General features: G+C 71.7%; 27 protein-coding genes. 16 read left to right on the forward strand and 11 right to left on the reverse strand.

Going from position 1 to position 25,631, the window contains the following annotated elements:
* Nucleotides 1-129: 129 nt before the first annotated feature.
* Both AB0I72_RS16490 and AB0I72_RS16495 read right to left on the reverse strand, forming a co-directional pair.
* On the reverse strand, nucleotides 130-303 hold the full coding sequence (locus tag AB0I72_RS16490) for a DUF397 domain-containing protein (protein ID WP_358568686.1): 174 nt from the start codon (nucleotides 301-303) through the stop codon (nucleotides 130-132).
* A complete protein-coding gene (locus AB0I72_RS16495) occupies nucleotides 300-1,034 on the reverse strand; it encodes a Scr1 family TA system antitoxin-like transcriptional regulator (RefSeq protein WP_358568689.1) in 735 nt (244 codons plus the stop codon). The genes AB0I72_RS16490 and AB0I72_RS16495 overlap by 4 nt, the downstream gene beginning before the upstream one ends.
* A 112-nt stretch (nucleotides 1,035-1,146) precedes the next feature.
* Here AB0I72_RS16495 and AB0I72_RS16500 point away from each other — a divergent pair, with 112 nt between their 5' ends.
* From AB0I72_RS16500 to AB0I72_RS16515, 4 genes are all read left to right on the forward strand, one after another.
* Nucleotides 1,147-1,338, forward strand: coding sequence for a hypothetical protein (locus AB0I72_RS16500; RefSeq protein ID WP_358568692.1), 192 nt, complete (start codon nucleotides 1,147-1,149; stop codon nucleotides 1,336-1,338).
* A 4-nt stretch (nucleotides 1,339-1,342) separates the two neighbouring features.
* Nucleotides 1,343-1,549: a hypothetical protein gene (locus AB0I72_RS16505; protein ID WP_358568695.1), complete on the forward strand. Its 207-nt coding sequence runs from the start codon at nucleotides 1,343-1,345 to the stop codon at nucleotides 1,547-1,549.
* 366 nt (nucleotides 1,550-1,915) lie between these two features.
* A complete protein-coding gene (locus AB0I72_RS16510; RefSeq protein WP_358568698.1) occupies nucleotides 1,916-2,767 on the forward strand; it encodes a hypothetical protein in 852 nt (283 codons plus the stop codon).
* Between the two features lie 502 nt (nucleotides 2,768-3,269).
* A complete protein-coding gene (locus tag AB0I72_RS16515) occupies nucleotides 3,270-4,238 on the forward strand; it encodes a heme o synthase (protein WP_358568701.1) in 969 nt (322 codons plus the stop codon).
* 75 nt (nucleotides 4,239-4,313) lie between these two features.
* On the opposite strand, the gene AB0I72_RS16520 is transcribed toward AB0I72_RS16515, so the two are convergent.
* The gene (locus tag AB0I72_RS16520; protein ID WP_358568704.1) at nucleotides 4,314-4,727 is read right to left on the reverse strand and encodes a hypothetical protein; all 414 of its coding nucleotides are present in this window, start codon (nucleotides 4,725-4,727) and stop codon (nucleotides 4,314-4,316) included.
* 130 nt (nucleotides 4,728-4,857) lie between these two features.
* Here AB0I72_RS16520 and AB0I72_RS16525 point away from each other — a divergent pair, with 130 nt between their 5' ends.
* Nucleotides 4,858-6,144: a PrsW family intramembrane metalloprotease gene (locus AB0I72_RS16525; protein ID WP_358568707.1), complete on the forward strand. Its 1,287-nt coding sequence runs from the start codon at nucleotides 4,858-4,860 to the stop codon at nucleotides 6,142-6,144.
* Here the strand turns inward: AB0I72_RS16525 and AB0I72_RS16530 are convergent.
* The 3 genes from AB0I72_RS16530 to AB0I72_RS16540 form a co-directional block, all read right to left on the reverse strand.
* Nucleotides 6,080-7,192 carry a COX15/CtaA family protein gene (locus AB0I72_RS16530; protein WP_358568709.1) on the reverse strand — a complete coding sequence of 371 codons (1,113 nt, stop codon included), beginning with the start codon at nucleotides 7,190-7,192 and terminating at the stop codon, nucleotides 6,080-6,082. The two genes, AB0I72_RS16525 and AB0I72_RS16530, sit on opposite strands and share 65 nt — an antisense overlap.
* A 161-nt stretch (nucleotides 7,193-7,353) precedes the next feature.
* Nucleotides 7,354-8,286, reverse strand: coding sequence for an EamA family transporter (locus AB0I72_RS16535; RefSeq protein WP_358568712.1), 933 nt, complete (start codon nucleotides 8,284-8,286; stop codon nucleotides 7,354-7,356).
* A 6-nt stretch (nucleotides 8,287-8,292) separates the two neighbouring features.
* The gene (locus AB0I72_RS16540; RefSeq protein ID WP_358568715.1) at nucleotides 8,293-8,670 is read right to left on the reverse strand and encodes a hypothetical protein; all 378 of its coding nucleotides are present in this window, start codon (nucleotides 8,668-8,670) and stop codon (nucleotides 8,293-8,295) included.
* A 128-nt stretch (nucleotides 8,671-8,798) separates the two neighbouring features.
* On the opposite strand from AB0I72_RS16540, the gene AB0I72_RS16545 reads away from it, so the two are divergent.
* Nucleotides 8,799-9,494, forward strand: a complete 696-nt coding sequence (locus AB0I72_RS16545) for an RICIN domain-containing protein (protein WP_358568718.1) — start codon at nucleotides 8,799-8,801, stop codon at nucleotides 9,492-9,494.
* Between the two features lie 171 nt (nucleotides 9,495-9,665).
* Here AB0I72_RS16545 and AB0I72_RS16550 read toward each other — a convergent pair whose 3' ends face one another.
* Both AB0I72_RS16550 and AB0I72_RS16555 read right to left on the reverse strand, forming a co-directional pair.
* Nucleotides 9,666-10,499 (reverse strand): ABC transporter permease, encoded by an 834-nt coding sequence (locus tag AB0I72_RS16550; protein ID WP_358568721.1) that lies wholly within the window; start codon nucleotides 10,497-10,499, stop codon nucleotides 9,666-9,668.
* The gene (locus AB0I72_RS16555) at nucleotides 10,499-11,440 is read right to left on the reverse strand and encodes an ABC transporter ATP-binding protein (RefSeq protein WP_358568724.1); all 942 of its coding nucleotides are present in this window, start codon (nucleotides 11,438-11,440) and stop codon (nucleotides 10,499-10,501) included. Before AB0I72_RS16555 ends, AB0I72_RS16550 begins: the two co-directional genes overlap by 1 nt.
* A 340-nt stretch (nucleotides 11,441-11,780) precedes the next feature.
* Here AB0I72_RS16555 and AB0I72_RS16560 point away from each other — a divergent pair, with 340 nt between their 5' ends.
* Genes AB0I72_RS16560 through AB0I72_RS16595 form a run of 8 tightly spaced genes read left to right on the forward strand, consistent with a single transcriptional unit; the run spans nucleotide 11,781 to nucleotide 18,397 of the window.
* Nucleotides 11,781-12,527: a helix-turn-helix domain-containing protein gene (locus AB0I72_RS16560; RefSeq protein ID WP_358568727.1), complete on the forward strand. Its 747-nt coding sequence runs from the start codon at nucleotides 11,781-11,783 to the stop codon at nucleotides 12,525-12,527.
* Nucleotides 12,528-12,546: 19 nt separating this feature from the next.
* Nucleotides 12,547-13,959: a Fe-S cluster assembly protein SufB gene (gene sufB / locus AB0I72_RS16565; RefSeq protein ID WP_358568730.1), complete on the forward strand. Its 1,413-nt coding sequence runs from the start codon at nucleotides 12,547-12,549 to the stop codon at nucleotides 13,957-13,959.
* A gap of 1 nt (nucleotide 13,960) precedes the next feature.
* Complete coding sequence (gene sufD, locus AB0I72_RS16570) at nucleotides 13,961-15,121, forward strand: Fe-S cluster assembly protein SufD (protein WP_358568733.1); 1,161 nt, start codon at nucleotides 13,961-13,963, stop codon at nucleotides 15,119-15,121.
* Nucleotides 15,114-15,449: a non-heme iron oxygenase ferredoxin subunit gene (locus AB0I72_RS16575; RefSeq protein ID WP_358568736.1), complete on the forward strand. Its 336-nt coding sequence runs from the start codon at nucleotides 15,114-15,116 to the stop codon at nucleotides 15,447-15,449. The genes sufD and AB0I72_RS16575 overlap by 8 nt, the downstream gene beginning before the upstream one ends.
* 8 nt (nucleotides 15,450-15,457) lie before the next feature.
* Nucleotides 15,458-16,219, forward strand: a complete 762-nt coding sequence (gene sufC / locus AB0I72_RS16580; RefSeq protein WP_358568739.1) for a Fe-S cluster assembly ATPase SufC — start codon at nucleotides 15,458-15,460, stop codon at nucleotides 16,217-16,219.
* A 2-nt stretch (nucleotides 16,220-16,221) separates the two neighbouring features.
* Nucleotides 16,222-17,520 (forward strand): cysteine desulfurase, encoded by a 1,299-nt coding sequence (locus AB0I72_RS16585; protein ID WP_358568742.1) that lies wholly within the window; start codon nucleotides 16,222-16,224, stop codon nucleotides 17,518-17,520.
* 23 nt (nucleotides 17,521-17,543) lie between these two features.
* Nucleotides 17,544-18,020: a Fe-S cluster assembly sulfur transfer protein SufU gene (sufU, locus tag AB0I72_RS16590; RefSeq protein WP_358568745.1), complete on the forward strand. Its 477-nt coding sequence runs from the start codon at nucleotides 17,544-17,546 to the stop codon at nucleotides 18,018-18,020.
* Nucleotides 18,017-18,397: a metal-sulfur cluster assembly factor gene (locus AB0I72_RS16595; RefSeq protein WP_358568748.1), complete on the forward strand. Its 381-nt coding sequence runs from the start codon at nucleotides 18,017-18,019 to the stop codon at nucleotides 18,395-18,397. The genes sufU and AB0I72_RS16595 overlap by 4 nt, the downstream gene beginning before the upstream one ends.
* Before the next feature lie 57 nt (nucleotides 18,398-18,454).
* On the opposite strand, the gene AB0I72_RS16600 is transcribed toward AB0I72_RS16595, so the two are convergent.
* On the reverse strand, nucleotides 18,455-19,348 hold the full coding sequence (locus AB0I72_RS16600) for a DMT family transporter (protein ID WP_358568751.1): 894 nt from the start codon (nucleotides 19,346-19,348) through the stop codon (nucleotides 18,455-18,457).
* Here AB0I72_RS16600 and AB0I72_RS16605 point away from each other — a divergent pair.
* Nucleotides 19,347-20,789: a PLP-dependent aminotransferase family protein gene (locus AB0I72_RS16605; protein ID WP_358568754.1), complete on the forward strand. Its 1,443-nt coding sequence runs from the start codon at nucleotides 19,347-19,349 to the stop codon at nucleotides 20,787-20,789. The genes AB0I72_RS16600 and AB0I72_RS16605 overlap by 2 nt on opposite strands.
* 51 nt (nucleotides 20,790-20,840) lie before the next feature.
* Here the strand turns inward: AB0I72_RS16605 and AB0I72_RS16610 are convergent, their stop codons facing one another.
* Together AB0I72_RS16610 and AB0I72_RS16615 are read right to left on the reverse strand one after the other, a co-directional pair.
* The gene (locus AB0I72_RS16610) at nucleotides 20,841-21,587 is read right to left on the reverse strand and encodes a DUF2470 domain-containing protein (RefSeq protein ID WP_358568757.1); all 747 of its coding nucleotides are present in this window, start codon (nucleotides 21,585-21,587) and stop codon (nucleotides 20,841-20,843) included.
* A gap of 128 nt (nucleotides 21,588-21,715) precedes the next feature.
* Nucleotides 21,716-24,022: a hypothetical protein gene (locus AB0I72_RS16615; RefSeq protein ID WP_358568760.1), complete on the reverse strand. Its 2,307-nt coding sequence runs from the start codon at nucleotides 24,020-24,022 to the stop codon at nucleotides 21,716-21,718.
* Nucleotides 24,023-24,661: 639 nt separating this feature from the next.
* Here AB0I72_RS16615 and AB0I72_RS16620 point away from each other — a divergent pair.
* Entirely contained in the window at nucleotides 24,662-25,612 is a 951-nt protein-coding gene (locus AB0I72_RS16620) for an SGNH/GDSL hydrolase family protein (RefSeq protein ID WP_358568763.1), read from the forward strand.
* The last annotated feature ends 19 nt before the right edge of the window (nucleotides 25,613-25,631 follow it).

Raw genomic sequence — 25,631 nt, forward strand, 5'->3', positions numbered from 1 at the left:
GCAGCCTAACCAGCCGCTGCCCCACCCTCAGGCCGGCCGGTGTACGGCCGATGGGGCGCATGTCCACGCCAAGGACTCGGACAGAAGCCCCGCCGACTCCACGCCAACGGGGCTTCGAGGAAACCGGACCTACCCCCTGCCCTGCACCCCCGCCAGAAGCGCGACCCACTCGCCGGAGGGGAACGGCAGGTGACCCGCCTCCCGGTGCTTCGTGTCCCGCACGTCCGCCCCCGCCGCGTGCTCGCGGACCTCGACACATTCGGCGCTTGAGGGGCTGTAGCTCGATTTGTGCCAGTTATTCATGTGGCGATCTCCTGTAGTACTGATCGGGTCTCCACCTTGGGCAGGGCGGAGGCCAGAACCCGCTTGAACATGTCAGCGAGCCGGGCGACGCTGGCCGCCTGTTCGTGCACGAACATCCCACCGTTGTGTTCGGACGCGGCTGCCGTGCTGCCGTCCCGAAGGTGGTAGACGTTCAGCATCGCGGGGAGTCCTATGGGGGTCTGGTCGTTGACCAGGTGCACGGTCACCCGTTCCGTGTCAATCAAGGACAGTAGCCGGGCGGCCTGGTCTCTCCGCACCCGGAGGGGCAGGCACGTCAACGCGGCAAGGGGAAACACCCCCACCACCCACGGATTGCCGTTCTCGGCCAGCCATCCCTGGTGGGAGCAGCGTCGGGCCACCTCCTTGTCCATCTCGGCATCGGTCCCCCAGTAGAGGGCTTCTCGCAGCATGAACCGGGCGTAGGCGCGGGACTGCAACGTCCCTTGGATCAGGTGGGGCGACGCCATCTCGATCGTGTGCGAGTTGGCTTCGTACCAGGGAACCCGCTGTTTCCAGTGGTCGCGGTCGGCTCCGGTGGTGTCCCGGTGCCACGCGCGCACCAACGCGCCATGGCATCCCAGAATGCCGTCGAGCTGCTCCGCCACGTCCCCGTTCGGTCTGGTGGTGCCGTTACGCCATCGGGACACGGCGGAGGGATCCCGGTTGATCTCCCGCCCCAACCGCTGGTTGGTGTAGCCGCTCCGGGCCATGGCGTGTATGAGAACTCCACTGAACGTGCGTTCCATACGCACATCCTGAAGGACAGTGCGAGGGGCAGGCACACCCGGTGCGCACACCGTTACCCAGGTGTGAGCTGGGAACATGAAAGACGCGAAACCGCTCCCCGCCGTGGCCGCCCTCCGCCGCCTGTATCCCGGCTGGACGATCTCCCGCGACACAGGCGGGTTCGTCGCCGTGCACACCGGACCGGACGGGTGCGCCGACGACGTCGTCCGCGCCGACCGGGTCGAACTCCTCGGCTCCCGCCTGCACGCCACTCGGCACCGGAGGTGACGTCATGCCTCTGTGGGAACCCCGACGCGCCGACCAACTCGCCCGAGGCGACATCGTCCTCATGGAACATGAACACCTGCGCGTCGTGACCGACGTCCCGCGTCTCGGCGACGGGCGGGTGCACGTCCGCCTCGGGTCGACCTGGTACGCGCTCGCCCCCGACCGGGAGATGCATGTGGACTCGGGAGGGTCGAACGGTGCCGCCCGATGACCCCGTGGTCGCTTATCTGGGGCGCGGGGAGTGGAGCGTGGACGGTGCGGCCGGTTCCTGGCACACCTGCTACCAGATCCTCACCCGCCAGTACGGGATGCGGCACTCTCAGGCGAACGCCGTTCTCGCGAACGCCTCACGAACGGGATCGAGGACACCTATCATCCGGAAAGGACACTGAGCACGGCCACCCGCGACACCTGCAAGTGAGTTCGACACATAAAACGGGCAGGTTCTGCCCTGACCATGATGAGTTCTTCCACGAAGGAGTTCACATGTCCGGTGAAGTGTGCGGAGACTTGCAACAAAGAGATGAGCGACTGCAGCTGCGATATCGGCAACCCTAGCTACTAGGGGGTAACCGTGGTGTCCCACACCATCGAAACCGCATGGAACGCACAAACTCTGCAAGGCGTGGGGATCTCTCGGGATCAGATCCTCAACGAGGCGGAACGCCGCCTCGGGGTGCGCCTGAAACGCGAAGGACAGACCCCGGGTAATAGCAAACCATCCATCGGCATGCCGACTCAGGAGCGAACCTGGGTCCGTCTGAACTGGTATCAGCCTGGGAGTATCTTCTCTCGTGAGCTGAGTGGGCTGGAGGAGTCACTCGGTATCCAGGGCGTCCCCCGGTCTGAGTTCATCCAGGCATGCCACTGGACCCATGCGGGTGTCATCTTCCGAGCTGAGGAGATGACCTTGGCCGAGGATCCGGCCGCCTGTCCCCGATCCACACCGACCCACGTTCCCGACGTGGACGCGAAGTGGTGGGAGGATCTGACGCAGGCGTTGGAGAATCTGTCTGACACCACGACCAGGCGCGTCTCCCTTCCCCCGGGGCCCATCGTGAGGGACCTGAAGAAACATACGGGTTTGGAACTGGAAACCCGCACCTGGGATTGGGTTGTCGGGCACGGCGACCTGCACTGGGGCAACCTCACCGCACCCCGCCTGTGCATTCTGGACTGGGAGTGCTGGGGCAGGCTACCCAGGGGAGCTGATCCTGCGACATTGTGGGCCTGTTCCTTCTTCGTGCCGGAGTTGGCCGATGAGGTCCAACGTCGTTTCCACGACGATCTCTTCTCTCCAGAGGGGCGAGCCTGCATGTTGTGGGCCTCCTATCGACTCCTGCGTCCCGACATCGAGGAACGCCACGGCCCAGAACAACTTGAGCGGTTGCGCTCCGCCCAGGAGGACCTGATCGAGTCCCTGTCCTGAGCCTGCCCCGCCAGCCCCCGGCCGCCCCTCACGGCCGGGGGCTTCGCCATGCCTTCTCGAAGGCGCCGGTCAAGCGTGAGCACGGTCTTCGGGTTCGGTCTCGCGAACGTCGGTGGTGTTGCCGTGCCCGTCGGACCACCGTGTGAGTAGGGTGGGTGCGCGGGTGCGGTTCCCGGTCGTGAGCTGGGACTTCTCGCGTGCTCGAAGGCACCGGGTCCATCATCGTGACAGGTCCTGTGCCCGGTGCCTCCGGCCTCGTGTGCCGAGCAGCGTCGAAAATTGCGTTTGCGCAGGTCAGAGGGTGTGTGCGGCACCCGCATGCGGGTGTACTACAGTATGTCGTTGACGGGGTTTCCGCCGATCCAGACGCTTTGTCGGCCCGATCGACCCCGCATGGCGAGCAGTGTCGAGACCCTAAGACTTGTCGAGGTATCCGCGTGTCCGAAACCGAGCCGGTGCCCCACCCGGGGACGCCAGCGAGCCGACCGGGGGCGCGGTGCTGATGGCCCTCGCCGACCGTTCCCCGCACACCGGCGCCGCCGACACCGCCGCCCCCCAGGCCCCCCGCAAGGCCTCCTTCGGCGATCACGTGCGCGCCTACGTCGCCCTCTCCAAGCCCCGCGTCATCGAGCTGCTGCTCATCACCACGATCCCCGTGATGTTCGTCGCGGCCGGGGGTGTCCCGCCGCTGTGGACCGCGGTGGCCACGCTGCTGTTCGGCACCATGTCGGCGGCCAGCGCGAACGCGATGAACTGCTACATCGACCGCGACATCGACCGTGAGATGCGCCGCACCCGCCAGCGTCCGGGGGCGATGGACCTGGTCACGCCGCGCGGCGCGCTGACCTACGGCCTCGTGCTCGCCGTCGGTTCCACCGCGGGCTTCGCCGTCCTGGTCAACTGGCTCTCCGCGGCGCTGTCGGTCTTCGCGATCCTCTTCTACATCTTCGTCTACACGATGCTGCTCAAGCGGCGCACCGCCCAGAACGTCGTGTGGGGCGGCATCGCCGGGTGCATGCCGGTCCTCATCGGTTGGGCCGCCGTCACGGGCGGGCTGTCGTGGGCGCCGTTCGTGCTCTTCCTGGTGGTCTTCTTCTGGACGCCCCCGCACACCTGGGCGCTGGCCATGCGCTACCGCGAGGACTACGCCGCGGCCAAGGTGCCGATGCTGCCCGTGGTGGCCTCCGACCGCCGGGTGCTCCTGGAGTGCGTGCTCTACAGCTGGGCGACCGTGGTGGTGTCGCTGATCTTCTGGCCGGTGGCGGGCACCACCTGGTTCTACGGCGTGGTCGCGATCGTGCTGGGCGCGCTGCTGGTGGGCCAGGCGCACCGCCTGCTCAGCCGCTCGATGGCGGGCGTGACCGGCGCCAAGCTCCAGACGATGGGCTTCTTCCACCTGTCCAACGCCTACCTGGCGCTGCTGTTCGTGGCGGTCACCGTGGACCCGCTGCTGGCGAACGTCCTGGGCTGACCGCCCCCTCACCGCTCGTGTGGCGGCGTCCCGTGCGGGACGCCGCCACACGCGTGTGCGGCGTGCGGCGGCCGGTCAGTCTCCGACCGGCAGGCTTCTGAGCCCGCGCGACCAGGACAGGACGGCGGCCCACGCCACCAGACCGGTCAGGACCAGTGCCACGGGCACGTGCGCCTGGAGCGGCCCGTAGCTGCCCATCGCCGCCTGGCCGAAGCCGAGGGCGAAGGCCACCAGGCTCACCGCCAGCACCGTCCTGGGCGCCTCCGGCCCCCGTCCCGCGCCCCGCCACACCCACCAGGCGGCCGCGACCTGGGCCGCCGCGGCCACGTGCACGCCGAAGGCCCCGTAGAAGTGGAGCGGCAGCGCGTCCTCGTTGAAGGTCACGAGCTGTCCGGCGGTGGCGCCCTCCCACAGGAGGACGGTCAGGTGGAGGAGGGCTGCGGCCCGCAGCGCCCACAGGGCGGTGGCGGACGAGTGGGTGGTGTCCATGGCGGACCTTCCGGTACGACGACGGGATCCTGGCTCGATAGTGCCGTATTCGGCGACACGGCGGTAGACGTGCGCGGACGCCTGTGGACGACGGCGCGGCCCGCCCCGGATCCCGATACGATCGGTGCCCATGCCCCGACTCGACAGCAAGGCCATCCTCCAGGGCCGGCGCTCCCGCTACTCGGCGACGCTCATCGTCGGCACCACGGTCAGCGTGGTGTGCCTCCTCGGCATGCTCGTCTACCTGTGGCTGCTGGCCATGGCGGGCGGAGCGGCCGCCGGCATCGACGGCGCCATCGGCTTCGCCGTCAGCCTGATCGCCGCCGTCATCCCCGTGTCCGTGCTGGTGCCGCTCATCCTCATGCTCGACCGGTTCGAACCCGAACCCGGATGGGTGCTGTTCTTCGCCTTCGTCTGGGGCGCCGGCGTGGCCGTGGTGGTGTCCCTGCTGCTCAACACCTGGGGCATGAACAACCTCACCGTCCCGCTGTACGGCGCGGACCTGGGGGACTACGTCGCCACCTCGGTGGTGGCGCCCATGGTCGAGGAGAGCGCCAAGGGCGCCGTCCTGCTCATCATCCTGTGGCGCCGCCGCCACGAGATCGACACCTTCACCGACGGCGTCGTCTACGCCGCGATGGTCGCCACCGGCTTCGCCTTCACCGAGAACGTCCTGTACTTCCTCAGCGCGTTCTTCGACGACACCCTGGTCGCCACGTTCGCCATCCGGGGCCTGATCGCCCCCTTCGGCCACCCCATCTACACGGCGATGATCGGGGTCGGGGTCGCCTACGCGGCCATGCACACGGGCGTGACCCGCCTGTTCGCGCCCGTGGCCGGATGGGGGCTGGCGGTCGTGCTGCACGGCATGTGGAACGCCTCGACCCGCTTCGGATGGCTCGGGCTCGCCGCCGCCTACCTCGTGCTGTTCGTGGTGCTGATGTGCCTGCTGGGAACGGCCGTCCGGGACCGGCACGCCCAGATCAGGGCCATCGCCCAGTACCTGCCTCGGTACATCCCCACCGGCCTGGTGACGCGGGCCGACGTCACCATGCTCAGCTCCATGGCCGGACGCCGCCGGGCCCGGGAGTGGGCCGCCAGCAACGCGGGCCGCCGCGGCCGCACGGCGATGAAGGAGTACCAGCTGGCCGCGACCGAGCTGGCGCTGCTGCACAAGAAGCTCGACGCCGGTCTGCCGCGTGAGGACTGGAAGGTGCGCCGGGACTCGTTCCTGGCGCTCATGCACGTGGCGCGCGACACCTTCCTGGGGCGGATGCCGCGGCCGGTGACCCCCGGATGGGCCGAGCGTCCGACCGACTCGGGCTTCCTACGCCGGTCGGACTTCGCCCACGTCATCGCCCAGGCGCGGGCTCAGCAGGACTACGTTCCCCGTCACGGTCAGTCTCCGGGCCGCTGAGCTCCCCGCCCGCCGGGATCAGCCGCGTGGTGGCGAAGTACAGGCGGCAGACCGCGATCCAGGTCAGCGTCGAGCCGAGTACGTGCAGCACCACCAGGCCCTCGGGCAGGGCCAGCGCGTACTGCGTGTAGCCCAGGATCCCCTGGAGGACCAGCACCGCGACCAGGGCCAGGGCGCTGACCCGTACCGGACGGCGCGCCCCGCCGCGCACGGCGATCACCGCGGCCAGGACCGCGACCGCAAGGGTCAGCCAGGCCAGGGCGGAGTGCACGCGGGTGACGGTGCTCAGGACCAGGTCCCAGCGCGGGGCCTCGGCGTCGCCGCCGTGCGGCCCGGTCCCGGTGACCACGGTCCCGGCGACCAGCAGCAGGAACCCGATCACCAGCAGGCCGACGCTCAGCGCGTGCAGCATCGGGCCGACCGAGATCCGGGGCGTGCCCTCGGGCTCCTGGCAGCGCACGTACAGCGCCACGGCCAGGAAGGTCACCACCATGGACAGCAGGAAGTGCGTGGCGACCGAGGCCGGGTGCAGGTCGGTCCACACGGTGATGCCGCCGACCACGCCCTGGCCGAGCACGCCGAGGGGGATGATCACGGCGAGCCGCGTCAGGTCGCGGCGTCTGGGGCGCGAGCGCAGGACGGCCAGGAGGGTGATGAACCCGACCGCGAGCACGACGAACGTGAGCGTGCGGTTGCCGAACTCGATCGCGGCGTTGAGCGCGGCGTGCTCGGTGTCGATGGGAACGAAGCTCTCGGGGGTGCACCGCGGCCACTCCGAGCACCCGAGCCCGGAGGACGTGACGCGCACGGTGGCGCCGGTGACGGCGATCCCGGCGTTGACCACGACGTTGCCCAGCGCCCAGGCGCGCAGCGACCGCGGGGTCGGCGTCCAGATGGTGCGGGCGAGGAGGACGAGCACCAGGACCCCGGTGGCGGCGACGGCGATCTGCAACGCCCACAGCGGGGCGCCGAGGATCTCGATGGTCTCCGTCGCGAGCGGGGGGAGCGGGTGCGGGGCCGTGGTCGCGGCGTCCGGGAGCGCAAACATACGACAGACTGTAGTACACGCCTGCGGGCTGCGGCGCCCGCCCCCGTCGACCGCCACGACCTGCGCGGACGCCCCGGTCGACGACGTCCGTCAGCGGTCCCGCGCCCCGCTCCTCGTCGCCGTCGCCGGGCGTGAGGCCGGGTCCGAGGGTTCCAGGAGCCTCACTCGTCCTGGCGCGGCGGTGCGGGGGAGGGCTCGACCTCGCGCCCGCTCTCACCCCGTCGGGCCGAGGTGCGCGTCGCCCCGGCGCTGGCCACGATGACGCAGGCGACCGCGATCCACTGCCACACGGTGAGCAGTTCGCCCAGCAGTACCAGCCCCACCAGCGCGGCGGCGGCCGGTTGCAGGCTCATGAGGACGCCGAACACGCGCGGGGGCATCCGGCGCAGGGCCGTCAGCTCCAGCGAGTAGGGCACCACGGACGACAGCACGCCCACGGCCAGGCCGAACAGCAGCAGCCGCCAGTCGAGCAGCGCGGCGCCGCCCTGGGCGACCCCCGCGGGGGCCAGGAGCACCACGCCGACCACGCTCGCGACCGCCAGCCCCGACGCCCCCTCGAAGCGCTGCCCCGTCGCCGCGCTCAGCAGGATGTACCCCGCCCACGCCGTCGCGGCCAGCACCGCGAACACGATGCCCCAGGGATCCATGGACCCCGACTCCAGGCCGAGCGCGACCACGCCCAGCCCGGCCAGCGCGGCCCACAGCAGGTCGACGCGTCGGCGCGAGCCCAGGATCGCGATGGACAGCGGTCCCAGGTACTCGATGGTGACCGCGATCCCCAACGGGATGCGCGCGAAGGCCTGGTAGATGAAGAAGTTCATCAGCGCCAGCGACACCCCGTAGCCGAGGACGACCGCCCAGTCGCCCCGGTCGCGTCCGCGCAGCACCGGGCGCGCCACCACGACCAGCAGCGCCGCCGAGGTGAGCAGCCGGAGCCAGACCACGGCGGCCGGCGGCAGCACGTCGAACAGGTTCTTGGCCACACCCGCGCCGATCTGCACGGAGGAGATGCCGACCAGGACCAGCCAGACCGGAGGCACGGACTCCAGGACCGCGCGTGGCGCGGCGAGGGTACGGCCCGACGAGGAGCTCATAGTGGATCATCCTACGTTTTGGGGGTCCTGTTCCGCGACGGCGGGCGTCCCGGAACGGTCGTCCCCGGAACCGTTCTCCCCGGAGCGGCGCGGGCCGACCAGGGCGGCCAGGACCAGGAGCCACGCCACGACCACCAGGCCCGGCTGGAGGAGTGTCATGACCAGCCCGAACACCGTCCGCTCGGCCTGGGCGGTCAGCGCCTGCGCGCCGATCCACGCGTACGGCAGCGCCGCGGCGGCCAGGTTGGTGAGCAGGGCCGCCCACACCAGTCCGCGCCGGGCCGGACGCCGCAGCACCAGCACCGCCCCGCCCACCGCGAGCAGGAACAGGGGCGGTCCGAGATGCCGGACGGCGATGAACCAGGGAACTCCGATGACCTCCATGGCGGCCGACCCTATCGGGCGAGGACCGCCTCGACCGGTCAACATGCGCGAATCAGCCCATGTGGTGTGAAATAGACCGGGGTCGTCGCGGAAACGGCCCGTACCCCGCCGCCTTGGAGCACGCACTCATGCCCTCTCGATCCGACACCGCCCCCGAGGCCAGGAGCCGCGCCCCCCGCTGGCCGATCGTCGTCGGCGCGATCGCGCTGGTGATGGTCGTGGCCATCGCCGGGTACACGGGCGGTCTCCTCCTCCCGGGCACGGCGGCGCCGGACGAACCCGCGTTGGCGGTGGAGGCGGGCATCCTCGCCGAGCCCGCGGGCGCCCCCGAGCGGGAACCCACGGAGGAGCCGACCGAGGAGCCCTCCGCGGAGCCCACCCACCCCGCGGGCCTGGACCCCGCGGTGACCTACGTGCTCCAGAACGGCAACGGCGGCCGTGTCATGGACGTCGCACAGGCCGCCACCGCCAACGGCTCCCCCGTCCACCTGTGGGACCGCCACGACGGCGCCAACCAGCAGTGGCGCTTCGTCCCCGTCGAGGGCGGGTTCTACGAGATCGAGGCGGTGGGCGCCGCCAAGCTCCTGGAGATCCCCGCCGCGGCGGACGCGGGTCCGGGCGCCGCCCTGCTCACCCGCACCGGCCAGCCCCACCAGCAGTGGTCCCTGATCGAGGTCGGCGCCGGTGTGGTCCGGATCGTCAACCGCGCGACCGGCCAGGCCCTGGAGGGCCAGGGCGGCGCGCCCGACAACGGCACACTGGTCACGCAGGCCGCCGACGCGGGCCAGGCCCACCAGCAGTGGCGGCTGCTCCCGCTGTCCTGAGCAGCCGGACACCCCAGGGGGTTACCGTTCGGGCGCCGGCAGGGTTCTGCACGACGAGGCAAGCCGCGTAGCGAGGAACGAGCGATAGGCGTAGCCGAGGGGGAAGAATCCCTGCCTTCGGGGCGCCCGAACACGGTCCGAAGCGAAGCGGAGGACCACAACAAACACTGCCTACTCCCAGCGGAACAGGCGGCCCGCCAGCAGCGCGGCCGCGGCGGTCCACACCGCCAGGACCGCGAAGGAGGCCGCACCGGGCGGCGACCCGTCGACCAGCACCGCCCGCAGCCCCGAGGTGAGCGCGGTGATCGGCAGCGCCGACACCGTCTGCTCGACCGGACCGGGGAAGCCGCTGGTCGGGAAGAGCACCCCGCCCAGCCCCAGCATGAGCACGTACACCAGGTTGGCCCCGGCCAGCGTGGCCTCGGCGCGCAGGGTCCCCGCCATCAGCAGCGCGAGTGAGCTGAACGCGGCCGTGGCCAGCAGCAGGAGGGCCAGCGCCGCCACGGCGCCGACCGGTGTGAGCGAGGGCGACCAGCCCAGCAGCAGGGCCACCGAGCACAGCACGACGACCTGGATCGCCTGCACGCCGAGCACGGCCAGGGTCTTGGCCGCCAGCAGGCCGAACCGCGACAGCGGGGTCGCGCCCAGGCGCTTGAGCACCCCGTAGCGCCGCTCGAACCCCGTTCCGATGGCCAGGCCGGTGAACGAGGTCGACATGACCGCCAGCGCCAGCACGCCGGGCGTCAGGGCGTCCACGCGGGAGCCCCCGCCCACGTCCAGGACGGAGGTCAGGCTGAACCCCACCAGCAGCAGGACCGGGATGACCATGGTCAGCAGGAACTGCTCGCCGTGCCGCAGCATGATCCGCAGCTCCATCCGCGCCTGCGCGGTGACCATCCGCCAGGCCGGTGCGGCCTGCGGATCGGGACGGAACAGGTCGGCGCCGCCGTCGGCGGTGCGGCCGACGGGGGCGGCCGTGGGCGTGCTGGAGGTGTGCTCGGTCATCAGTCGCGCAGTTCCCGGCCGGTGAGTTCGAGGAAGACGTCTTCGAGGGTACGCCGCCGCACGCGCAGGTCCTCGGCGAGGATCCCGGCCGAGGCGCACCAGGCGGTGACCGTGGCCAGGAACTCCGGGCCCAGGGCGTCGGGGTCGTCGGTGGTGACCACGTACTCGCGGCCGCCGCCGACGGCGGTCGCCGACCCGACCCGGCCGCCCTCGGGCAGGGCGGCCCGCAGCGCCCCGGCGTCCAGGGGCCCGGCGGCGGAGAAACGCACCTCGCGGCGGTCGCCGGTCAGCTCGCGGGGGCTCCCCTGCGCGGCCACGGAGCCCCGGTCGACGACGATGACGTGGTCGGCGAGCCGCTCGGCCTCGTCCATGTGGTGGGTGGTGAGGATCACCGCCACCCCGGCGGCGCGCAGGGAGGCCACCAGGTCCCAGGTGGCCATCCGCGCCTGCGGGTCCAGCCCGGCGGTCGGTTCGTCGAGGAAGACCAGTTCGGGGCGGCCGACCACCGCGCAGGCCAGGGACAGGCGCTGCTGTTGCCCGCCGGACAGGCGGCGGAACGGGGTGGCGGCGGCGGAGGTCAGGCCGAGGCGCTCCAGCAGGAGGTCGGGGTCGATCGGACGGGCGTGGAAGGAGGCCATCAGACGCAGCCACTCGCCCGCGCGGGCGCCGGTGGGCACGCCGCCGGACTGGGGCATCACCCCGACGCGGGGCTTGAGCGCGGCGGCGTCGGCGACCGGGTCCAGGCCCAGGACGCGCACCCGCCCGCCGTCGGCACGGCGGAACCCCTCGCAGATCTCGATGGTGCTCGTCTTGCCCGCGCCGTTGGGGCCGAGCAGCGCCGTGACCGCGCCCCTGCGCGCGGTGAACGTCAGGTCGGCGACTGCGGTGGTGGCACCGTAGCGCTTGACCAGGTCGACGACCTCGACCGCGGCTGTGTCCATGGGCCATGAGTCTACGTGCGGCCCGGTGGGGCGGGGCACCGGCCCGGGGCGGCGCCGTCGGGCGCGCGGTGCGCGGGCACGGGCCGCGGTGTCCGTATGGCGGAGCGGCGTCTCGCCATATGGGATATCGGACTGTTTCTCCGCCGGTCGGCGTTGTGACCGGCCGATGGCCACCGTGTGAATTCGCAGTTAGGCAAGGCTGACCTTCGTGACGAAGCGCATGAATGCGGGTTTGCCTACGCGGACTTATTTAGGCCACACTGATGTTGTCTAAAACACGAGCGGCGTCCGGAGAAGGGAGGGGAGCACTGTGCCCGACGCGACCAGTGTGCCCCGCCCGATGTCCGGTCCCGATCGCGGGGCCGAGAACGGCACCCGTGCCCGGGTCGCGCGGCTCATTCTCGAACAGGGCCCGATCACCGCCTCCACCCTGGGGGAACGGCTCGGACTCACCCCGGCGGCCATCCGCCGTCACCTCGACAACCTGACCAGCGAGGGCATGGTCGAGGGCCGCGACGCACGACCCGTCGGCGGACGCCGGCGCAGGGGTCGCCCGGCGCGCGTCTTCGCCATCACCGAGGCCGGGCGGGACGCCTTCGTCCACGCCTACGACGACCTCGCCTCCAGCGCGCTCCGCTTCCTCGCGGAGACCGCCGGCCCCGAGGCCGTCGGCGAGTTCGCCCAGCGTCAGGTCGCCGACCTGGAGAGGCGCTACAAGCCACTGCTGGACGCGGTTCCTCCCGAACAGCGCGTCCGGCTCCTGGCCGAGGCCCTGTCCAACGACGGTTACGCCGCCACCGCGGGCCGGGCGCCCGCACCCGGGGGCGGCGACCAACTGTGCCAGCACCACTGCCCCGTCGCCCACGTCGCCGCCGAGTTCCCGCAGCTCTGCGAGGCCGAGATCGAGGCCTTCTCGCGGCTTCTGGGCACCCCGGTGCGTCGGCTGGCCACCATCGCCCACGGCGACGGTGTCTGCACCACGCACGTCACCCCTCGGGGGGACGGGGCGAGCGGGGGCGATGGCACCCCCGCGACCAACGCCACCCGCCAGGGGGCGGGCGGCTCGGAACACCACAAGGACGTCTGAGTCCAGGAGGAGTCCGCGCATGACGTCTATCGCGCACCCCGAGCTCGAAGGGCTCGGCAATTACGAGTACGGCTGGGCCGACTCCGACGAGGCCGGGTCGAAGGCCCGCCGCGGTCTCAACGAAGAGGTCGTTCGCGACATCTCCGCCAAGAAGGACGAGCCGGAGTGGATGACCAAGCTCCGCCTCAAGTCCCTGCGGCTCTTCGACAAGAAGCCCATGCCCAACTGGGGCGCGGACCTGTCCGGGATCGACTTCGACAACATCAAGTACTTCGTGCGGTCCACGGAGAAGCAGGCGACCTCCTGGGAGGAGCTGCCCGACGACATCAAGAACACCTACGACAAGCTGGGCATCCCCGAGGCCGAGAAGCAGCGCCTCGTCGCCGGTGTCGCCGCCCAGTACGAGTCCGAGGTCGTCTACCACCAGATCCGTGAGGACCTGGAGGAGCAGGGCGTCGTCTTCCTGGACACCGACACCGCCCTCAAGGAGCACCCGGAGATCTTCGAGGAGTACTTCGGCTCGGTGATCCCGCCCGGCGACAACAAGTTCGCCGCGCTCAACACCGCCGTGTGGAGCGGCGGGTCCTTCATCTACGTGCCCAAGAACGTGCACGTGGAGATCCCGCTCCAGGCCTACTTCCGGATCAACACCGAGAACATGGGCCAGTTCGAGCGGACGCTGATCATCGTCGACGAGGGCGCCTACGTCCACTACGTCGAGGGCTGCACCGCGCCGATCTACAAGTCGGACTCGCTGCACTCCGCGGTCGTCGAGATCATCGTCAAGAAGAACGCGCGCTGCCGCTACACGACCATCCAGAACTGGTCGAACAACGTCTTCAACCTGGTCACCAAGCGCGCCATCGCCGAAGAGGGCGCCACCATGGAGTGGATCGACGGCAACATCGGCTCCCAGGTCACCATGAAGTACCCGGCCGTCTACCTCATGGGCGAGCACGCCAAGGGCGAGACCCTGTCGATCGCCTTCGCCGGTGAGGGCCAGCACCAGGACACCGGCTCCAAGATGGTGCACTGCGCGCCCAACACCTCCTCCACCATCATCTCCAAGTCGGTGGCACGCGGCGGGGGCCGCGCCTCCTACCGGGGTCTGGTGCAGGTGCAGGAGGGCGCCGACCACGCCAAGTCCTCCGTCAAGTGCGACGCGCTGCTGATCGACACCATCAGCCGCTCGGACACCTACCCCTACAACGACCTGCGCGAGGACGACGCCGAACTCGCGCACGAGGCGACCGTCTCCAAGGTCAGCGAGGACCAGCTGTTCTACCTCATGAGCAGGGGGATGGACGAGGACGAGGCCATGGCCATGATCGTGCGCGGGTTCGTCGAGCCCATCGCGCGCGAGCTGCCCATGGAGTACGCGCTGGAACTGAACCGGCTGATCGAGCTTCAGATGGAAGGAGCGGTTGGTTAAGTTGACCAGCCCGAGCATCGAACCCAAGGCCCACAGTCACGGTCTCGGGGACATCCCGTTCTCCAAGTTGGCCACCCACGGGTCCTTCGACGTGAACGACTTCCCCGTCCCCACCGGTCGTGAGGAGGAGTGGCGGTTCACCCCGATCCGCCGCCTCAGGGGCCTGCACGACGGCAGCGCCGTCGCCGACGGCACCGACAAGCTCGACGTCGACGCCCCCGAGGGCGTCACGGTGGAGCGCGTCGGCCGCGACGACTCCCGGATCGGCACCGCCGGCCGCCCCGCGGACCGCGTGGTCGCCCAGGCCCACACCTCCTTCGAGGAGGCCACGGTCGTCACCGTCGCCCAGGGCAAGGCCCTGGACCGGCACGTGACCATCGACCGGGAGGCGCAGGGCGGGACCCGCTTCGACCAGTACGTCATCGACGTCAAGCCGCTGGCCGAGGCGGTCATCGTCCTCAACCAGACCGGTGGCGGCGTGCGCGCGGGCAGCGTGGACGTCCACGTCGGCGAGGGCGCCCGGCTCACCCTGGTCAGCCTCCAGGACTGGGACGGCGACGCCGTCGACGTCACCCAGCACAACGCCCAGGTCGCCAAGGACGCCACGTTCAAGTCGATCGTCATCACGCTGGGCGGCGACCTGGTCCGGCTCTCCCCGAAGGTGGCCTACACCGGGCGCGGCGGCAACGCCGAGCTGCACGGCCTGTACTTCACCGGCGACGGCCAGCACCACGAGCACCGCTCGCTGATCGACCACAACCTCTCGCACACCCGCTCCCGCGTGGAGTACAAGGGCGCGCTCAGCGGCAAGGACGCGCACGGTGTCTGGATCGGTGACGTGATCATCGGCGAGGGCACCACCGGCACGGACTCCTACGAGCACAACCGCAACCTCCAGCTCACCGACGACACCCGCGTGGACTCGGTGCCGAACCTGGAGATCTTCACCGGTGAGGTGGAGGGCGCCGGCCACGCCGCCGCCAGCGGTCGCCTCGACGACATCCACCTGTTCTACCTGCGCTCGCGCGGTATCCCGGAGGACGAGGCGCGCCGCCTGGTCATCCGCGGCTACTTCCTGGAGCTCATCAACCGGATCCCGGTCGAGGACCTGCGCGACGAGATCATGGCCAAGGTCGAGCGGAAGCTGGCCGCACATGAGTGAGACCAAGCAGTGGGTGAAGGTCGCCGAGCTCTCCGAGATCCCCGAGGAGGGGGCTCTGGGGGTCGAGCTCGACGACCGGACCCCGGTCGCCCTGGTCCGCTCCGAGGGCGAGGTCTACGCCGTGCGGGACGTGTGCTCGCACGCCGAGGTCCGCCTCTCGGAGGGCGAGGTCGAGGACGGCACCATCGAGTGCTGGCTGCACGGTTCCTGCTTCGACCTGAGCTCGGGGGCGCCGATCAACCCGCCCGCCACCCAGCCGGTCCCCACCTACGACGTGAAGATCGACGGCGACGACGTGCTCGTGTCGCTGGATGAGAAGAATTCCTGAGGCCTGAAATGACGAAGTTCGAGATCCGCGGTCTGCGCGCCGACGTCCTGATCGGAGAGGACGAGCGGCAGGAGATCCTCAAGGGCGTCGACCTGACCATCAACTCCGGTGAGACCCACGCCATCATGGGCCCCAACGGCTCCGGCAAGTCCACCCTCGCCTACGCGATCGCGGGCCACCCGCGCTACGAGATCACCGAGGGCGAGGTCCTGGTCGACGGCGAGAACATCCTGGAGATGAGCGTCGACGAGCGCGCCCGCGCCGGCGTGTTCCTGGCCATGCAGTACCCGGTCGAGGTCCCGGGCGTGTCCATGTCCAACTTCCTGCGCAGCTCCGTGACCGCGGTGCGGGGCGAGGCCCCCAAGCTCCGCCAGTTCTCCAAGGAGCTGCAGGGCGCGATGAAGGACCTGGCCATCGACTCGGCGTTCGCCGCCCGCGGCGTCAACGAGGGCTTCTCCGGCGGTGAGAAGAAGCGCCACGAGATCCTCCAGCTGGAGCTGCTCAAGCCGAAGGTCGCCATCCTCGACGAGACCGACTCCGGCCTCGACGTCGACGCGCTCAAGGTCGTGTCCGAGGGCGTCAACCGCGCCAAGGCCGGCGGCGAGATGGGCGTCATGCTCATCACGCACTACACCCGCATCCTCAACTACGTGAAGCCGGACTTCGTCCACGTCTTCGCCAACGGCCGCGTCGCCGAGTCCGGCGGCCCGGAGCTGGCCGACGCGCTCGAGGCCGACGGCTACGAGCGGTTCGTGAAGGCGGGCGCGTAACCGTGACCCTCCGCGAGTTCGGTCGGCCCGGGACGGGCCCGCTCGACACCCAGGCGATCCGGAAGGACTTCGAGATCCTCTCCCGGACCGTCCGTGACGAGCGCCCTCTGGTGTACCTCGACTCAGGGGCGACCTCCCAGAAGCCGAGACGGGTACTGGACGCCGAACGCGAGTTCTACGAGCGCCACAACGCGGCCGTGCACCGCGGCGCCCACCAGCTCGCGGAGGAGGCGACCGACGCCTACGAGGCCGCCCGGGAGACCATCGCCCGGTTCGTCGGGGCGGTCCCCGGTGAGGTGGTGTTCACCAAGAACGCCACCGAGGCGATCAACCTCGTCGCCTACGCGATGAGCAACGCGGCCACGGCCGACGACGGGCTCCGCCGCTTCGAGGTGGGGCCCGGGGACGAGATCGTCGTCACCGAGATGGAGCACCACGCCAACCTGGTGCCCTGGCAGCAGCTGTGCCAGCGCACCGGTGCGACGCTGCGGTGGTTCCCGGTCACCGAGGAGGGGCGCCTCGACCTGTCCGACCTGGACGACCTGGTCAACGAGCGCACCCGCATGGTGGCCTTCGCCCACCAGTCCAACGTGCTGGGCACGGTCAACCCGGTGGCGACCATCGTCGCCCGCGCCCGCGAGGTCGGTGCGCTGGTGCTGCTGGACGCCTGCCAGTCGGTCCCGCACATGCCGGTGGACGTCGCCGAGCTGGGCGTGGACTTCCTGGCCTTCTCCGGGCACAAGATGCTCGGTCCCAACGGGATCGGCGTCCTGTGGGCCCGGCGGGAGCTGCTGGAGGCCATGCCGCCGTTCATCACCGGCGGGTCCATGATCGGCGTCGTGCACATGGAGTACTCCACGTGGGCCGAGCCGCCGCAGCGGTTCGAGGCCGGGGTGCCCATGGCGCCGCAGGCGGTCGCCCTGGCCGCGGCCTGTGACTACCTCAGCGAGGTGGGCATGGACCGGGTGGCCGAGCACGAACACCGGCTCACGGCGTACGCGCTGGAGCGGGTGGGCGCCGTCGAGGGCGTGCGGATCATCGGTCCCACTGAGGCCGTGGACCGCGGGAGCGCGGTGTCGTTCGTCGTGGACGGCATCCACCCCCACGACCTGGGTCAGGTCCTGGACGACCGGGGCGTGGAGGTGCGGGTGGGCCACCACTGCGCCTGGCCGCTGCACCGCAGGCTCGGCATCCCCGCGACCACGCGCGCGTCGTTCTACCTCTACAACACCCTGGAGGACGTGGACGCGCTCGTGTCGGCGATCCAGGACGCGCAGCGGTTCTTCGGAACCCGGCCCTGAAGCGAGCGAGGAACAGCCTGACCATGCAGCTGGACGCGATGTACCAGGAGATCATCCTGGACCACTACCGCAACCCCCACCACAAGGGACTGCGGGACCCGCACAACGCGGAGGCGCACCACATCAACCCCACCTGTGGGGACGAGGTGACGCTCCGGGTGGCGCTGACCCCCTCCGACGGGGCGGCCCTCGACGACAGGGCGGTCGTCAGCGACGTCTCCTACGAGGGGATGGGCTGCTCGATCAGCCAGGCCAGCACCTCGGTGCTCACCGACCTGCTGATCGGGCGCACGGTCGCCGAGGGCATGGCCACCCTGGAGGCCTTCACCGAACTCATGCAGTCCAGGGGCCGGGGCGAGCCCGACGAGGACGTGCTGGAGGACGCGGTGGCCTTCGCCGGCGTGTCGAAGTACCCGGCGCGGGTCAAGTGTGCCCTGCTGGGGTGGATGGCCTGGAAGGACGCTGTGTCGAAGTCCCTGGAGAAGGAAGGCGCCCGATGAGCGAGAACGAGACGGTGAAGGCCGGGGCCGCCGAGGGCGCCGAGTCCGCCGCGCCCCTGTCCCCCGAGGCCGAGCAGCTGGTCGAGGAGATCAGCGAGGCGCTCAAGGACGTGATCGACCCCGAGCTGGGCGTCAACGTCGTGGACCTGGGGCTGCTGTACGGGGTGAGCGCCGATGACGACATCATCACCCTGGACATGACCCTGACCAGCGCGGCGTGCCCGCTGACCGACGTGATCGAGGACCAGGCCACCAGCGCCCTGGACGAGTTCGAGCGCGAGGTCAGGATCAACTGGGTCTGGATGCCGCCGTGGGGTCCGGACAAGATCACCGACGACGGGCGGGACCAGCTGCGCATGCTGGGCTTCAACGTCTGAGGAACGCGTCGAGCGTGCGGGCGGGCCGGGACCCTGCGGGGTTCCGGCCCGCTTGTGCTATCTCGCTCTCTGGGTGACGATGATGCAGGCCAGCACGGCCACGGCGGCGATCGGAGCGGCGGGTGTGAGGGGCTCGCCCAGCAGCAGCACCGCCCACGACAGGGTGAGCACGGGCTGGGCGAGCTGGAGCTGGCTGCCCCGGGCCACACCGATGATCGCCATGCCGCCGTACCAGGCCACGAAACCGCCGAACTGGCTGATGAGCACGAGGTAGGCCAGTCCGGTCACCGCTGTCGGAGTGGGGTGCGCCGGCTCCCACGCCAGGGCGAGCGCCGACGCCGGGACGAACACCGGCAGCGAGAACACCAGCGCCCAGGCGATGACCCGCCACCCGGGCGTCCGGGCGGCGAGGCGGCCGCCCTCCGCGTACCCGGCGGCGCCGCCCACGACCGCGCCGATCATGTACAGGTCTCCGGTCGAGGGGACGCCGCCGCTGCGCAGGAACGTGAACGCGACGACCACGGCGGTCCCGGCCACCGCGGCGGCCCAGAACACGGGGGAGTGGCGCACGCCCGTGCGCACGGCGGCGTAGGCGGCGGTGGCGATGGGCATCGCGCCCACGACGACCGCGGCGTTCCCGGTGGAGGTGGTCTGGAGGGCGAGCGTGCTCAGGAGCGGGAAGAGCACCACGCACCCCAGGGCCACGACCAGGATCGGGGCGATCTGTCGGCGGTCGGGTAGCGGTACCCGTGCCACCCGTAGCGCCACGGCGGCCAGCAGCCCGGCCAGGGCGCAGCGCACGGCCGTCACGGTCCAGGGGCCGAATCCGTCCAGTGCCCAGGCCGTGGCGGGGAGGCTGAACGAGAAGCTGAGCACGCCCAGGGCGGCGAGGGTGGTTCCGGTGCGGACCGCTACCGGATTCTCGTCGATAGCGCTATTCTGTACTCTCATGAAAGAGAGTAGCAGTGTGGGCGCTCTCGCCGCATCGCTGCGTCGTGACTTCGAGCGCTACCAGCCCGGGGAGAAGCTGCCGTCGAGCCGCGCGCTGGTGGAGCGGTACGGCGTCGGTCCCGTGACCGTCTCCCGGGCCGTCGCCCAACTGGCGGCCGAGGGCGTGCTCGTCACCCGGCCCGGAGCCGGAGCCTTCCGGGCCGAGCGGTCGGCCCCGGCCCGGCGCGGCGGGGATACCTCGTGGCAGGAGGTCGCGCTCAGCGCGGAGACCGCGACCGGGCCCGGCGGTTCCGTGCCCCGCTCCGTCGAGGACGCCGGGGTCCTGGCGACGCTCGCCGCGCCGCCGCCGGGCACGATCTCCTTCCAGGGCGGCTACCTGCACCCCTCGCTCCGACCCGACCGGGCGATGGCCGCCGCCCTGGCGGGCGCCGCGCGCCGGCCGGGCGTGTGGGAGCAGCCGCCGATCGGGGGGATCGAGGAGCTGCGCGGCTGGTTCGCGCGCGAGATCACCGGTCCCACCGGGCACCTGGACGCCTCGCACGTCCTGATCACGGCGGGAGGGCAGAGCGCGCTCACCACCGCGCTGCGCGCCCTCGCCCCGCCCGGCGGGTCAGTCCTGGTGGAGTCGCCCACCTACGCGGGGCTCCTGGCGGTGGCGCGCGCCTGCGGGATGCGGCCGGTTCCGGTGCCCGTGGACGCCGACGGGCTGCGCACGGAACTGCTGGAGGGGGCCTTCCGCGCCACCGGGGCGCGCGTGCTCGTCTGCCAGCCGCTCTTCCACAACCCCACGGGCGCCGTGCTCGCCCCCGAACGCAGGGCGCGGGTCCTGCGGATCGCGCGGGAGGCGGGCGCCTTCGTCGTGGAGGACGACTTCGCCCGGCGCCTGGCCCACGCCGACGCCGGGTCGCAGCCACCGCCGCTGGCCGCCGACGACGAGCACGGCACCGTCGTGCACGTCTGCTCCCTGACCAAGGCCACCTCGCCGAGCCTGCGGGTGGGCGCCCTGGCCGCCCGGGGCCCGGTACTGCGCCGTCTGCGCGCCATCCAGGTGGTCGACAGCTTCTTCGTGCCGCGCCCCCTCCAGGAGGCGACCCTGGAACTGGTCGGTTCCCCCGCCTGGCGCCGCCACCTGGGCGCGCTCGCGGCTGGACTGGCCGAGCGCCGCACCGCGATGACGGCCGCCCTGCTCAGGGAACTGCCCGGGCTGGAGCAGCCGGTCTCGCGGCGCGGCGGCTACCACCTGTGGCTCCCGCTGCCCGAGGGCGCGGACGAGCGCGGGGTCGTCGCCGAAGCGCTCCGCTCGGGAGTCGCCGTGGCCCCGGGCCACGTCTACTTCCCGGCCGAACCGCCGGGGCCGCACCTGAGGCTCAGCTTCGCGGCCACGGCGGGAGCCCACGAGATCGACGAGGGGGTGCGCCTGCTCGCCGGGGTGCTGCGCTGACCGCGCCCGTCGTCGGACCGGGCCGAGTGGCGTAGGTGTCCGCCACCCCGCTCAGCGGTGGTGGGCGATACCGGCCAGGACGTGGACCTCGTGGGCGACGTCGTGCGGGGTCCGTGCCGGGCGGCGGAACGGGATGCGCACGTCGTGGTCGCCGTCGGCGGACTCCAGACGCAGCAGCAGGCCGAAGCGGTCCACCCCCAGCGGGCGGGGGCGGCCGTCCGGGAGCGGGGTGTCGCACCACTCCAGGAGCGCGTACAGGAGGTCGGCGTGGGCCTCCTCCAGGTGGCGCAGCCACGGGCCCTCCCAACGGCCGAACGGGTCGGGGCGGGCGCGCCCGAACTCGCCCGGGTGGAGCAGGTGGCAGCCGTCCTGGGCGGAGTGCACGATCAGGTGGGGCGCCAGGACGACCATGGTGAACCCGTGCCCGAGGTCGAGGAGGCGCTCGTCCGGGTCCGCGGCCAGGACGTTCAGCGCCAGCTCGCGCGCCTCGTCCGGGTCCGGAACGCCCAGCTCGCCGCTGATCCACAGCAGGGAGCGGGTGGGGTCGCGCAGGTCCAGCGGGGCGACGTCGATGAACTCGACGGTCGCCTCCAGGGACCCCGCGCCGACCTCGTTCAGGATCGGATGCCCGTCGGGGACCAACAGCGTGATCTCGTCGTCCGGGCCGGTGTGGCAGACGGGGGCGGGCAGGTCCACCGACAGGTCGGCGGTGGTCACGGTCGCGGGGTTGGGGCGGGCCAGGACCGAACGCGCGCGTTCGGCGGGGGACGGCTCCAGGGCACGGCGGAACGCGCGCATGAGGATCACCTCACCTCTCTTAGGTAAGGCTAACCTACATGCATTGCGTCTCCGAGGGTAGTCCTGTGTGCCGTGAACCCGTGAGGGCCCCCGGGCGGTCCGCCCGGGGGCCCTCACGGCGTGGTCGGTCAGCGGGCGGCGAACAGCCCGGCGCGCAGTTCTCCGGCGATGTCGGTGTCCCCGCGCAGTTCGAGCCGGTCGATGAGCGACTGGGGGTCGGCGAGGGCGGCGTCGTCCTCGCTGATCCGTCGGGCCAGGATCCGCAGCGACTCCTCGGTGGAGGCGTGCGCGGTGTACCCGCTCAGGTGCAGGGCGCGCCCGGCGGGTGAGTAGCCGCTCAGGTCGGTCGACGGCAGCTTGCGGGCGTCGAGCCGGTCGCCGGCGACGGTGATGAACATCCGGTCACCGGGCTGGGCCGCCTGCCGCCGCAGCAGCGGACGCAGGGAGTCGAACGCGGGCTGGTCGCGCCACACGAGCACGAGCAGGTCCGCGCCGGGGGCGGTCAGGCACAGCAGACGGCCCGGCTGGAGGCCCAGATGCGTCGCGTAGCGCGCCGGGACCGCCACGGGAGCGCCGTTGAGGTGGTCGGCGGTGATGTCGACCCGGTGCCACCAGCGCCCGTCCGGGGCGCGGAAGCACCGCGCCGCCATCGCCGGGTCGCCCGGGGCGACGGGACCCGTCGGGGCGGTCGCGGAGGGCGGGGGAACGGCCGGGATCGGACCGGAGGGCACGGGGTCGGGTCGGTGCGCGGTCGCGGGCGGGGGGTACTCGGCTCTGTGCGGGCGGACCTCGGGCGCCGGAGCGGAGGGGGACTCCTCGGCGGCCGGGGCCGCGTGCCCCTCGGGACGGCGCCGGATGGGCAGCCCGTTCTCGGTCCGGGCGCCGGAACCGCCGGACGAGCCGCTGGCGGGCGCCTCCATCGGCACCGACGGGTCGACGAACACGTGCCCGTCCTTGAGGCTCACCCCCGGGGTGCTCAGCAACCAGGCCCGCAGCTCCTGCTGGCGGATGCCGATCTGCCCCAGGCGGATACCCGCCTCGGTGAGGCTCGGGGCGTCGGTCAGCAGCTCGCGGGTCTGCCAGCGCAGGCGGTTGGGGTCGTCGGCGATCAGCCAGCCGTTGTGCATCCGGCGGTCGGTGAACAGGGTGATGACCACCCGCCACAGCGGCGTGTGCAGCGTGGGCACGTTCACGGCGTGGTCGGCGTGCGCGTTGATCAGCCGGTCGATGGTGGTGGCCGACCCCAGCTGCTCGGACAGCTCGCGCAGGTGCTTGGTGATCGGCGCGCCCTCGGGGGAGTTGAGCCACCGCAGCAGGCGTTCCTCGACCCGGCGCTGGGCCGCCCGGATCTCGCTGACGTCCACCGCGATCTGCTCGGAGAGCACGCGGATGCTGATCGGGTCGGTGGCGAAGAGCCGTTCCGCGGCCACCGTGCGCTCCAGGTCGGGCCAGGAGCGGAACAGGCCGTCGACCAGGTCGACCAGCGGGTGCTCCCCCAGGGCGGGCGCGGACGGTTCCTCCTCCACGGGCGCGGAGCGCATCGCCTTGGGCGGACCGAAGGAGGGGCGGCGCAGCGTGCGTCCGGGGCCCAGCAGGGAGCTGCGGAACTGCGAGCGCAGGTCCCCGAGCCCCTCGGCGACGACGGCCTCGGCGCCCTGGACCCCGCCCGGGATCATCGCGGCGGAGCTGACCATGGCGGTCGGCGCGGACGTCTGTCCGACCGCGGCGGCCTCGACCGTCCTGGCGTCCTCCGGGGCGAACTGGTCCTCGGCGCGTTGGGCGCGCAGGGCCCGAAGCGTGCGGATGGCGCGGGTCGCCGGGGTCTGCGGAGGTGTCGGGTCGAGCCCGGCACCCTCGGAGACCTCCGACCCGTCGGCCGCGCCCGTCGCGGCGGTGAGATACTCCAGCGCGCTCCGCACGTGATCGGGGGCGGAGCCCGGCAGCCAGTGCGCGACCGTGCGCACGGCCTCCTGCATCAACGCGGGGGAGGGCATGGGACCGCTGGGCAGTTCGCAGCAGGGCTGGAGGGCTCGCCAGGCCACCGTGCTGACGATGTCGAGGACACCGCAGCCGGGGATCGGCCACTCCCGGATCTCCTGGGGGCTGGCGGAGATGAGGTGCTCCCAGTCGCCCGCGGTCGCGGTGACCGCGCCGCGTACCGGCTCGGCCAGGTCGGCGCAGTCCACCGGTTGGGTGCGCAGGCTCGGGAGGAACTCGCTGAGCGGCACGTGCGCCCACTGTTCGGTGGCCAGCCGGGCGATGCCGTGGGCGAGCCAGGGCGGCCCGGCGATGTCGAGCACGCGGGCCACGGGAAGGGAGTGCCACCAGCCGTCGATGAGCCGGTCGTGGTGGAGCAGGGGTGCCACGTCCGGCGACCGCGACCACCGCAGGGCGGGAGCGAGGTCGACGAGGCAGATCGGGGAGACGGCGTTCATCCGCTGGGGACCTCGACCTCCTGGTGACTGCACGTGAATTGGGAGGGAACCGCACGGGCCTTCGGTTCGGTGCACCACAGTACGCGCCCTTCACCCATGGGGAGCCGGACCGGTGGGGCCGGTCGGTCGTGCCGTGAGCGGACACGGCGTGCCGGGGGACAGGGGCGCCGTGAGTACTTGACGGAGATCGTACGTGGCCGGAAGCCACATGGGTACCCCCAGGACGTCCCGGGCTCCCTCGACCCGACTGTGACCCGGCCGTGCGGGGACCGTGACAAGGGCCATCGCGGACGCGGCGGTCCCTGTCGATGTGAGCCACCTCATACCCTTCGGGGGGTGGCGGAGGGCCGCCGTGGCCGGTGGTTCCGGCGCGCGGGCCGCCCGCCGAACCAGGCCGGACCAGGGTGTCCGACGCGTCCCGAACCCTCCCCGTTCCGGCGTGCTGACACCGGTCACGGGTATGCTGATCGGGCACTGTCCTCGTCCGAACGCCCTTCGGTCGGGGGGCCGCCCAGCGGCCGCCCGGGGTCGACGGTGTTCGGATCGGGGCGGCGGCATCGCGGCCCCTGCCAGACTTCCGTTCCGCGCGCCCTCGGCGCAACGCGCGCGTGGGGCGGTCGAGCCGGACGATTGGTTGACGTGACTGACGTAGAGACGAATCCCCCAGTGGCCGCGCGCGCGAGCAGACCGGACGCCATCCGGTCCTACGTCGCGATCGGCGACAGCATCACCGAGGGGATGGAAGACGACAGCGGCCCGAACGGCGAGTACCGAGGCTTCGCCGATCGTCTCGCGGAGCACCTCGGCTCCTACGCACCCGACTTCCGCTACGCGAACCTCGCCGTGCGCGGCCGCAGGATGCGGCACATCTTCGGTGAACAGCTCGACCAGACCCTGGAGTGGAAGCCGGACCTGGTGACCGTCCTGGCGGGCGGCAACGACGTGCTGCGGCCCGGCGGGGACCTGGACGAACTCGCCGAGCAGTTCGAGACGGGCATCCGGAGGCTGCGCGACGCCGGGATCCGCGTCGTGATCCTGTCCGGCCACGACACCGGGTGGATTCCCGTCCTGCGCTACTACCGGGGCCGCATCGCCGTGTTCAGCATGCACATGCGCGCCGTCGCCGAGCGCACCGGCACCGAGATCGTGGACCTGTGGGCGCTCAACGCCCTCACCGACTCCCGTGCCTGGAGCGACGACCGCCTCCACCTCAACGGCACCGGGCACCGGATCGTCGCGGCCCGCGTCGCCGACCTGCTCGGCTTCCCGATGGGCTCCCGTGAGTCCTGGACCGACCCGTGGAGCACCCCGCCCCAGCAGCTGCCGCGCATCCTGCGCCGTCGGGAGAACCGCCGCTGGGCCCGCCAGTACCTGGTGCCGTGGCTGCGCCGCCGTGCCCTGGGCCGGTCCTCGGGCGACGGCCGCCTGCCCAAGCGGCCCACGCTGGACTACCTGCACGACGAGGCCACCCGGGAGCGCATGGCGCGCGCCATCGAGGAGGCCGCGCAGCGCGGCGGGTTCGAGACCGTGGACGAGGGCGTGCCGACCAGCAGCCCCTCGGGCACGAAGGGCCCCGCGCCCAGCCACTAGCGGGCACGGGCGGGGGTCG

Origin of the sequence: Nocardiopsis sp. NPDC049922, assembly GCF_040660275.1 — a bacterium.
GTDB lineage: Bacteria > Actinomycetota > Actinomycetes > Streptosporangiales > Streptosporangiaceae > Nocardiopsis.

Excerpts from the sequence above, each read along its gene's own strand:
- AB0I72_RS16490 (WP_358568686.1), bottom strand. The coding sequence starts at position 303 with ATGAATAACTGGCACAAATCGAGCTACAGCCCCTCAAGCGCCGAATGT.
- AB0I72_RS16495 (WP_358568689.1), bottom strand. The coding sequence starts at position 1,034 with ATGGCCCGGAGCGGCTACACCAACCAGCGGTTGGGGCGGGAGATCAAC.
- AB0I72_RS16500 (WP_358568692.1), top strand. The coding sequence starts at position 1,147 with ATGAAAGACGCGAAACCGCTCCCCGCCGTGGCCGCCCTCCGCCGCCTG.
- AB0I72_RS16505 (WP_358568695.1), top strand. The coding sequence starts at position 1,343 with ATGCCTCTGTGGGAACCCCGACGCGCCGACCAACTCGCCCGAGGCGAC.
- AB0I72_RS16515 (WP_358568701.1), top strand. The coding sequence starts at position 3,270 with ATGGCCCTCGCCGACCGTTCCCCGCACACCGGCGCCGCCGACACCGCC.
- AB0I72_RS16520 (WP_358568704.1), bottom strand. The coding sequence starts at position 4,727 with ATGGACACCACCCACTCGTCCGCCACCGCCCTGTGGGCGCTGCGGGCC.
- AB0I72_RS16525 (WP_358568707.1), top strand. The coding sequence starts at position 4,858 with ATGCCCCGACTCGACAGCAAGGCCATCCTCCAGGGCCGGCGCTCCCGC.
- AB0I72_RS16530 (WP_358568709.1), bottom strand. The coding sequence starts at position 7,192 with ATGTTTGCGCTCCCGGACGCCGCGACCACGGCCCCGCACCCGCTCCCC.
- AB0I72_RS16535 (WP_358568712.1), bottom strand. The coding sequence starts at position 8,286 with ATGAGCTCCTCGTCGGGCCGTACCCTCGCCGCGCCACGCGCGGTCCTG.
- AB0I72_RS16540 (WP_358568715.1), bottom strand. The coding sequence starts at position 8,670 with ATGGAGGTCATCGGAGTTCCCTGGTTCATCGCCGTCCGGCATCTCGGA.
- AB0I72_RS16545 (WP_358568718.1), top strand. The coding sequence starts at position 8,799 with ATGCCCTCTCGATCCGACACCGCCCCCGAGGCCAGGAGCCGCGCCCCC.
- AB0I72_RS16550 (WP_358568721.1), bottom strand. The coding sequence starts at position 10,499 with ATGACCGAGCACACCTCCAGCACGCCCACGGCCGCCCCCGTCGGCCGC.
- AB0I72_RS16555 (WP_358568724.1), bottom strand. The coding sequence starts at position 11,440 with ATGGACACAGCCGCGGTCGAGGTCGTCGACCTGGTCAAGCGCTACGGT.
- AB0I72_RS16560 (WP_358568727.1), top strand. The coding sequence starts at position 11,781 with ATGTCCGGTCCCGATCGCGGGGCCGAGAACGGCACCCGTGCCCGGGTC.
- sufB (WP_358568730.1), top strand. The coding sequence starts at position 12,547 with ATGACGTCTATCGCGCACCCCGAGCTCGAAGGGCTCGGCAATTACGAG.
- AB0I72_RS16575 (WP_358568736.1), top strand. The coding sequence starts at position 15,114 with ATGAGTGAGACCAAGCAGTGGGTGAAGGTCGCCGAGCTCTCCGAGATC.
- sufC (WP_358568739.1), top strand. The coding sequence starts at position 15,458 with ATGACGAAGTTCGAGATCCGCGGTCTGCGCGCCGACGTCCTGATCGGA.
- sufU (WP_358568745.1), top strand. The coding sequence starts at position 17,544 with ATGCAGCTGGACGCGATGTACCAGGAGATCATCCTGGACCACTACCGC.
- AB0I72_RS16595 (WP_358568748.1), top strand. The coding sequence starts at position 18,017 with ATGAGCGAGAACGAGACGGTGAAGGCCGGGGCCGCCGAGGGCGCCGAG.
- AB0I72_RS16605 (WP_358568754.1), top strand. The coding sequence starts at position 19,347 with ATGAAAGAGAGTAGCAGTGTGGGCGCTCTCGCCGCATCGCTGCGTCGT.
- AB0I72_RS16600 (WP_358568751.1), bottom strand. The coding sequence starts at position 19,348 with ATGAGAGTACAGAATAGCGCTATCGACGAGAATCCGGTAGCGGTCCGC.
- AB0I72_RS16610 (WP_358568757.1), bottom strand. The coding sequence starts at position 21,587 with ATGCGCGCGTTCCGCCGTGCCCTGGAGCCGTCCCCCGCCGAACGCGCG.
- AB0I72_RS16615 (WP_358568760.1), bottom strand. The coding sequence starts at position 24,022 with ATGAACGCCGTCTCCCCGATCTGCCTCGTCGACCTCGCTCCCGCCCTG.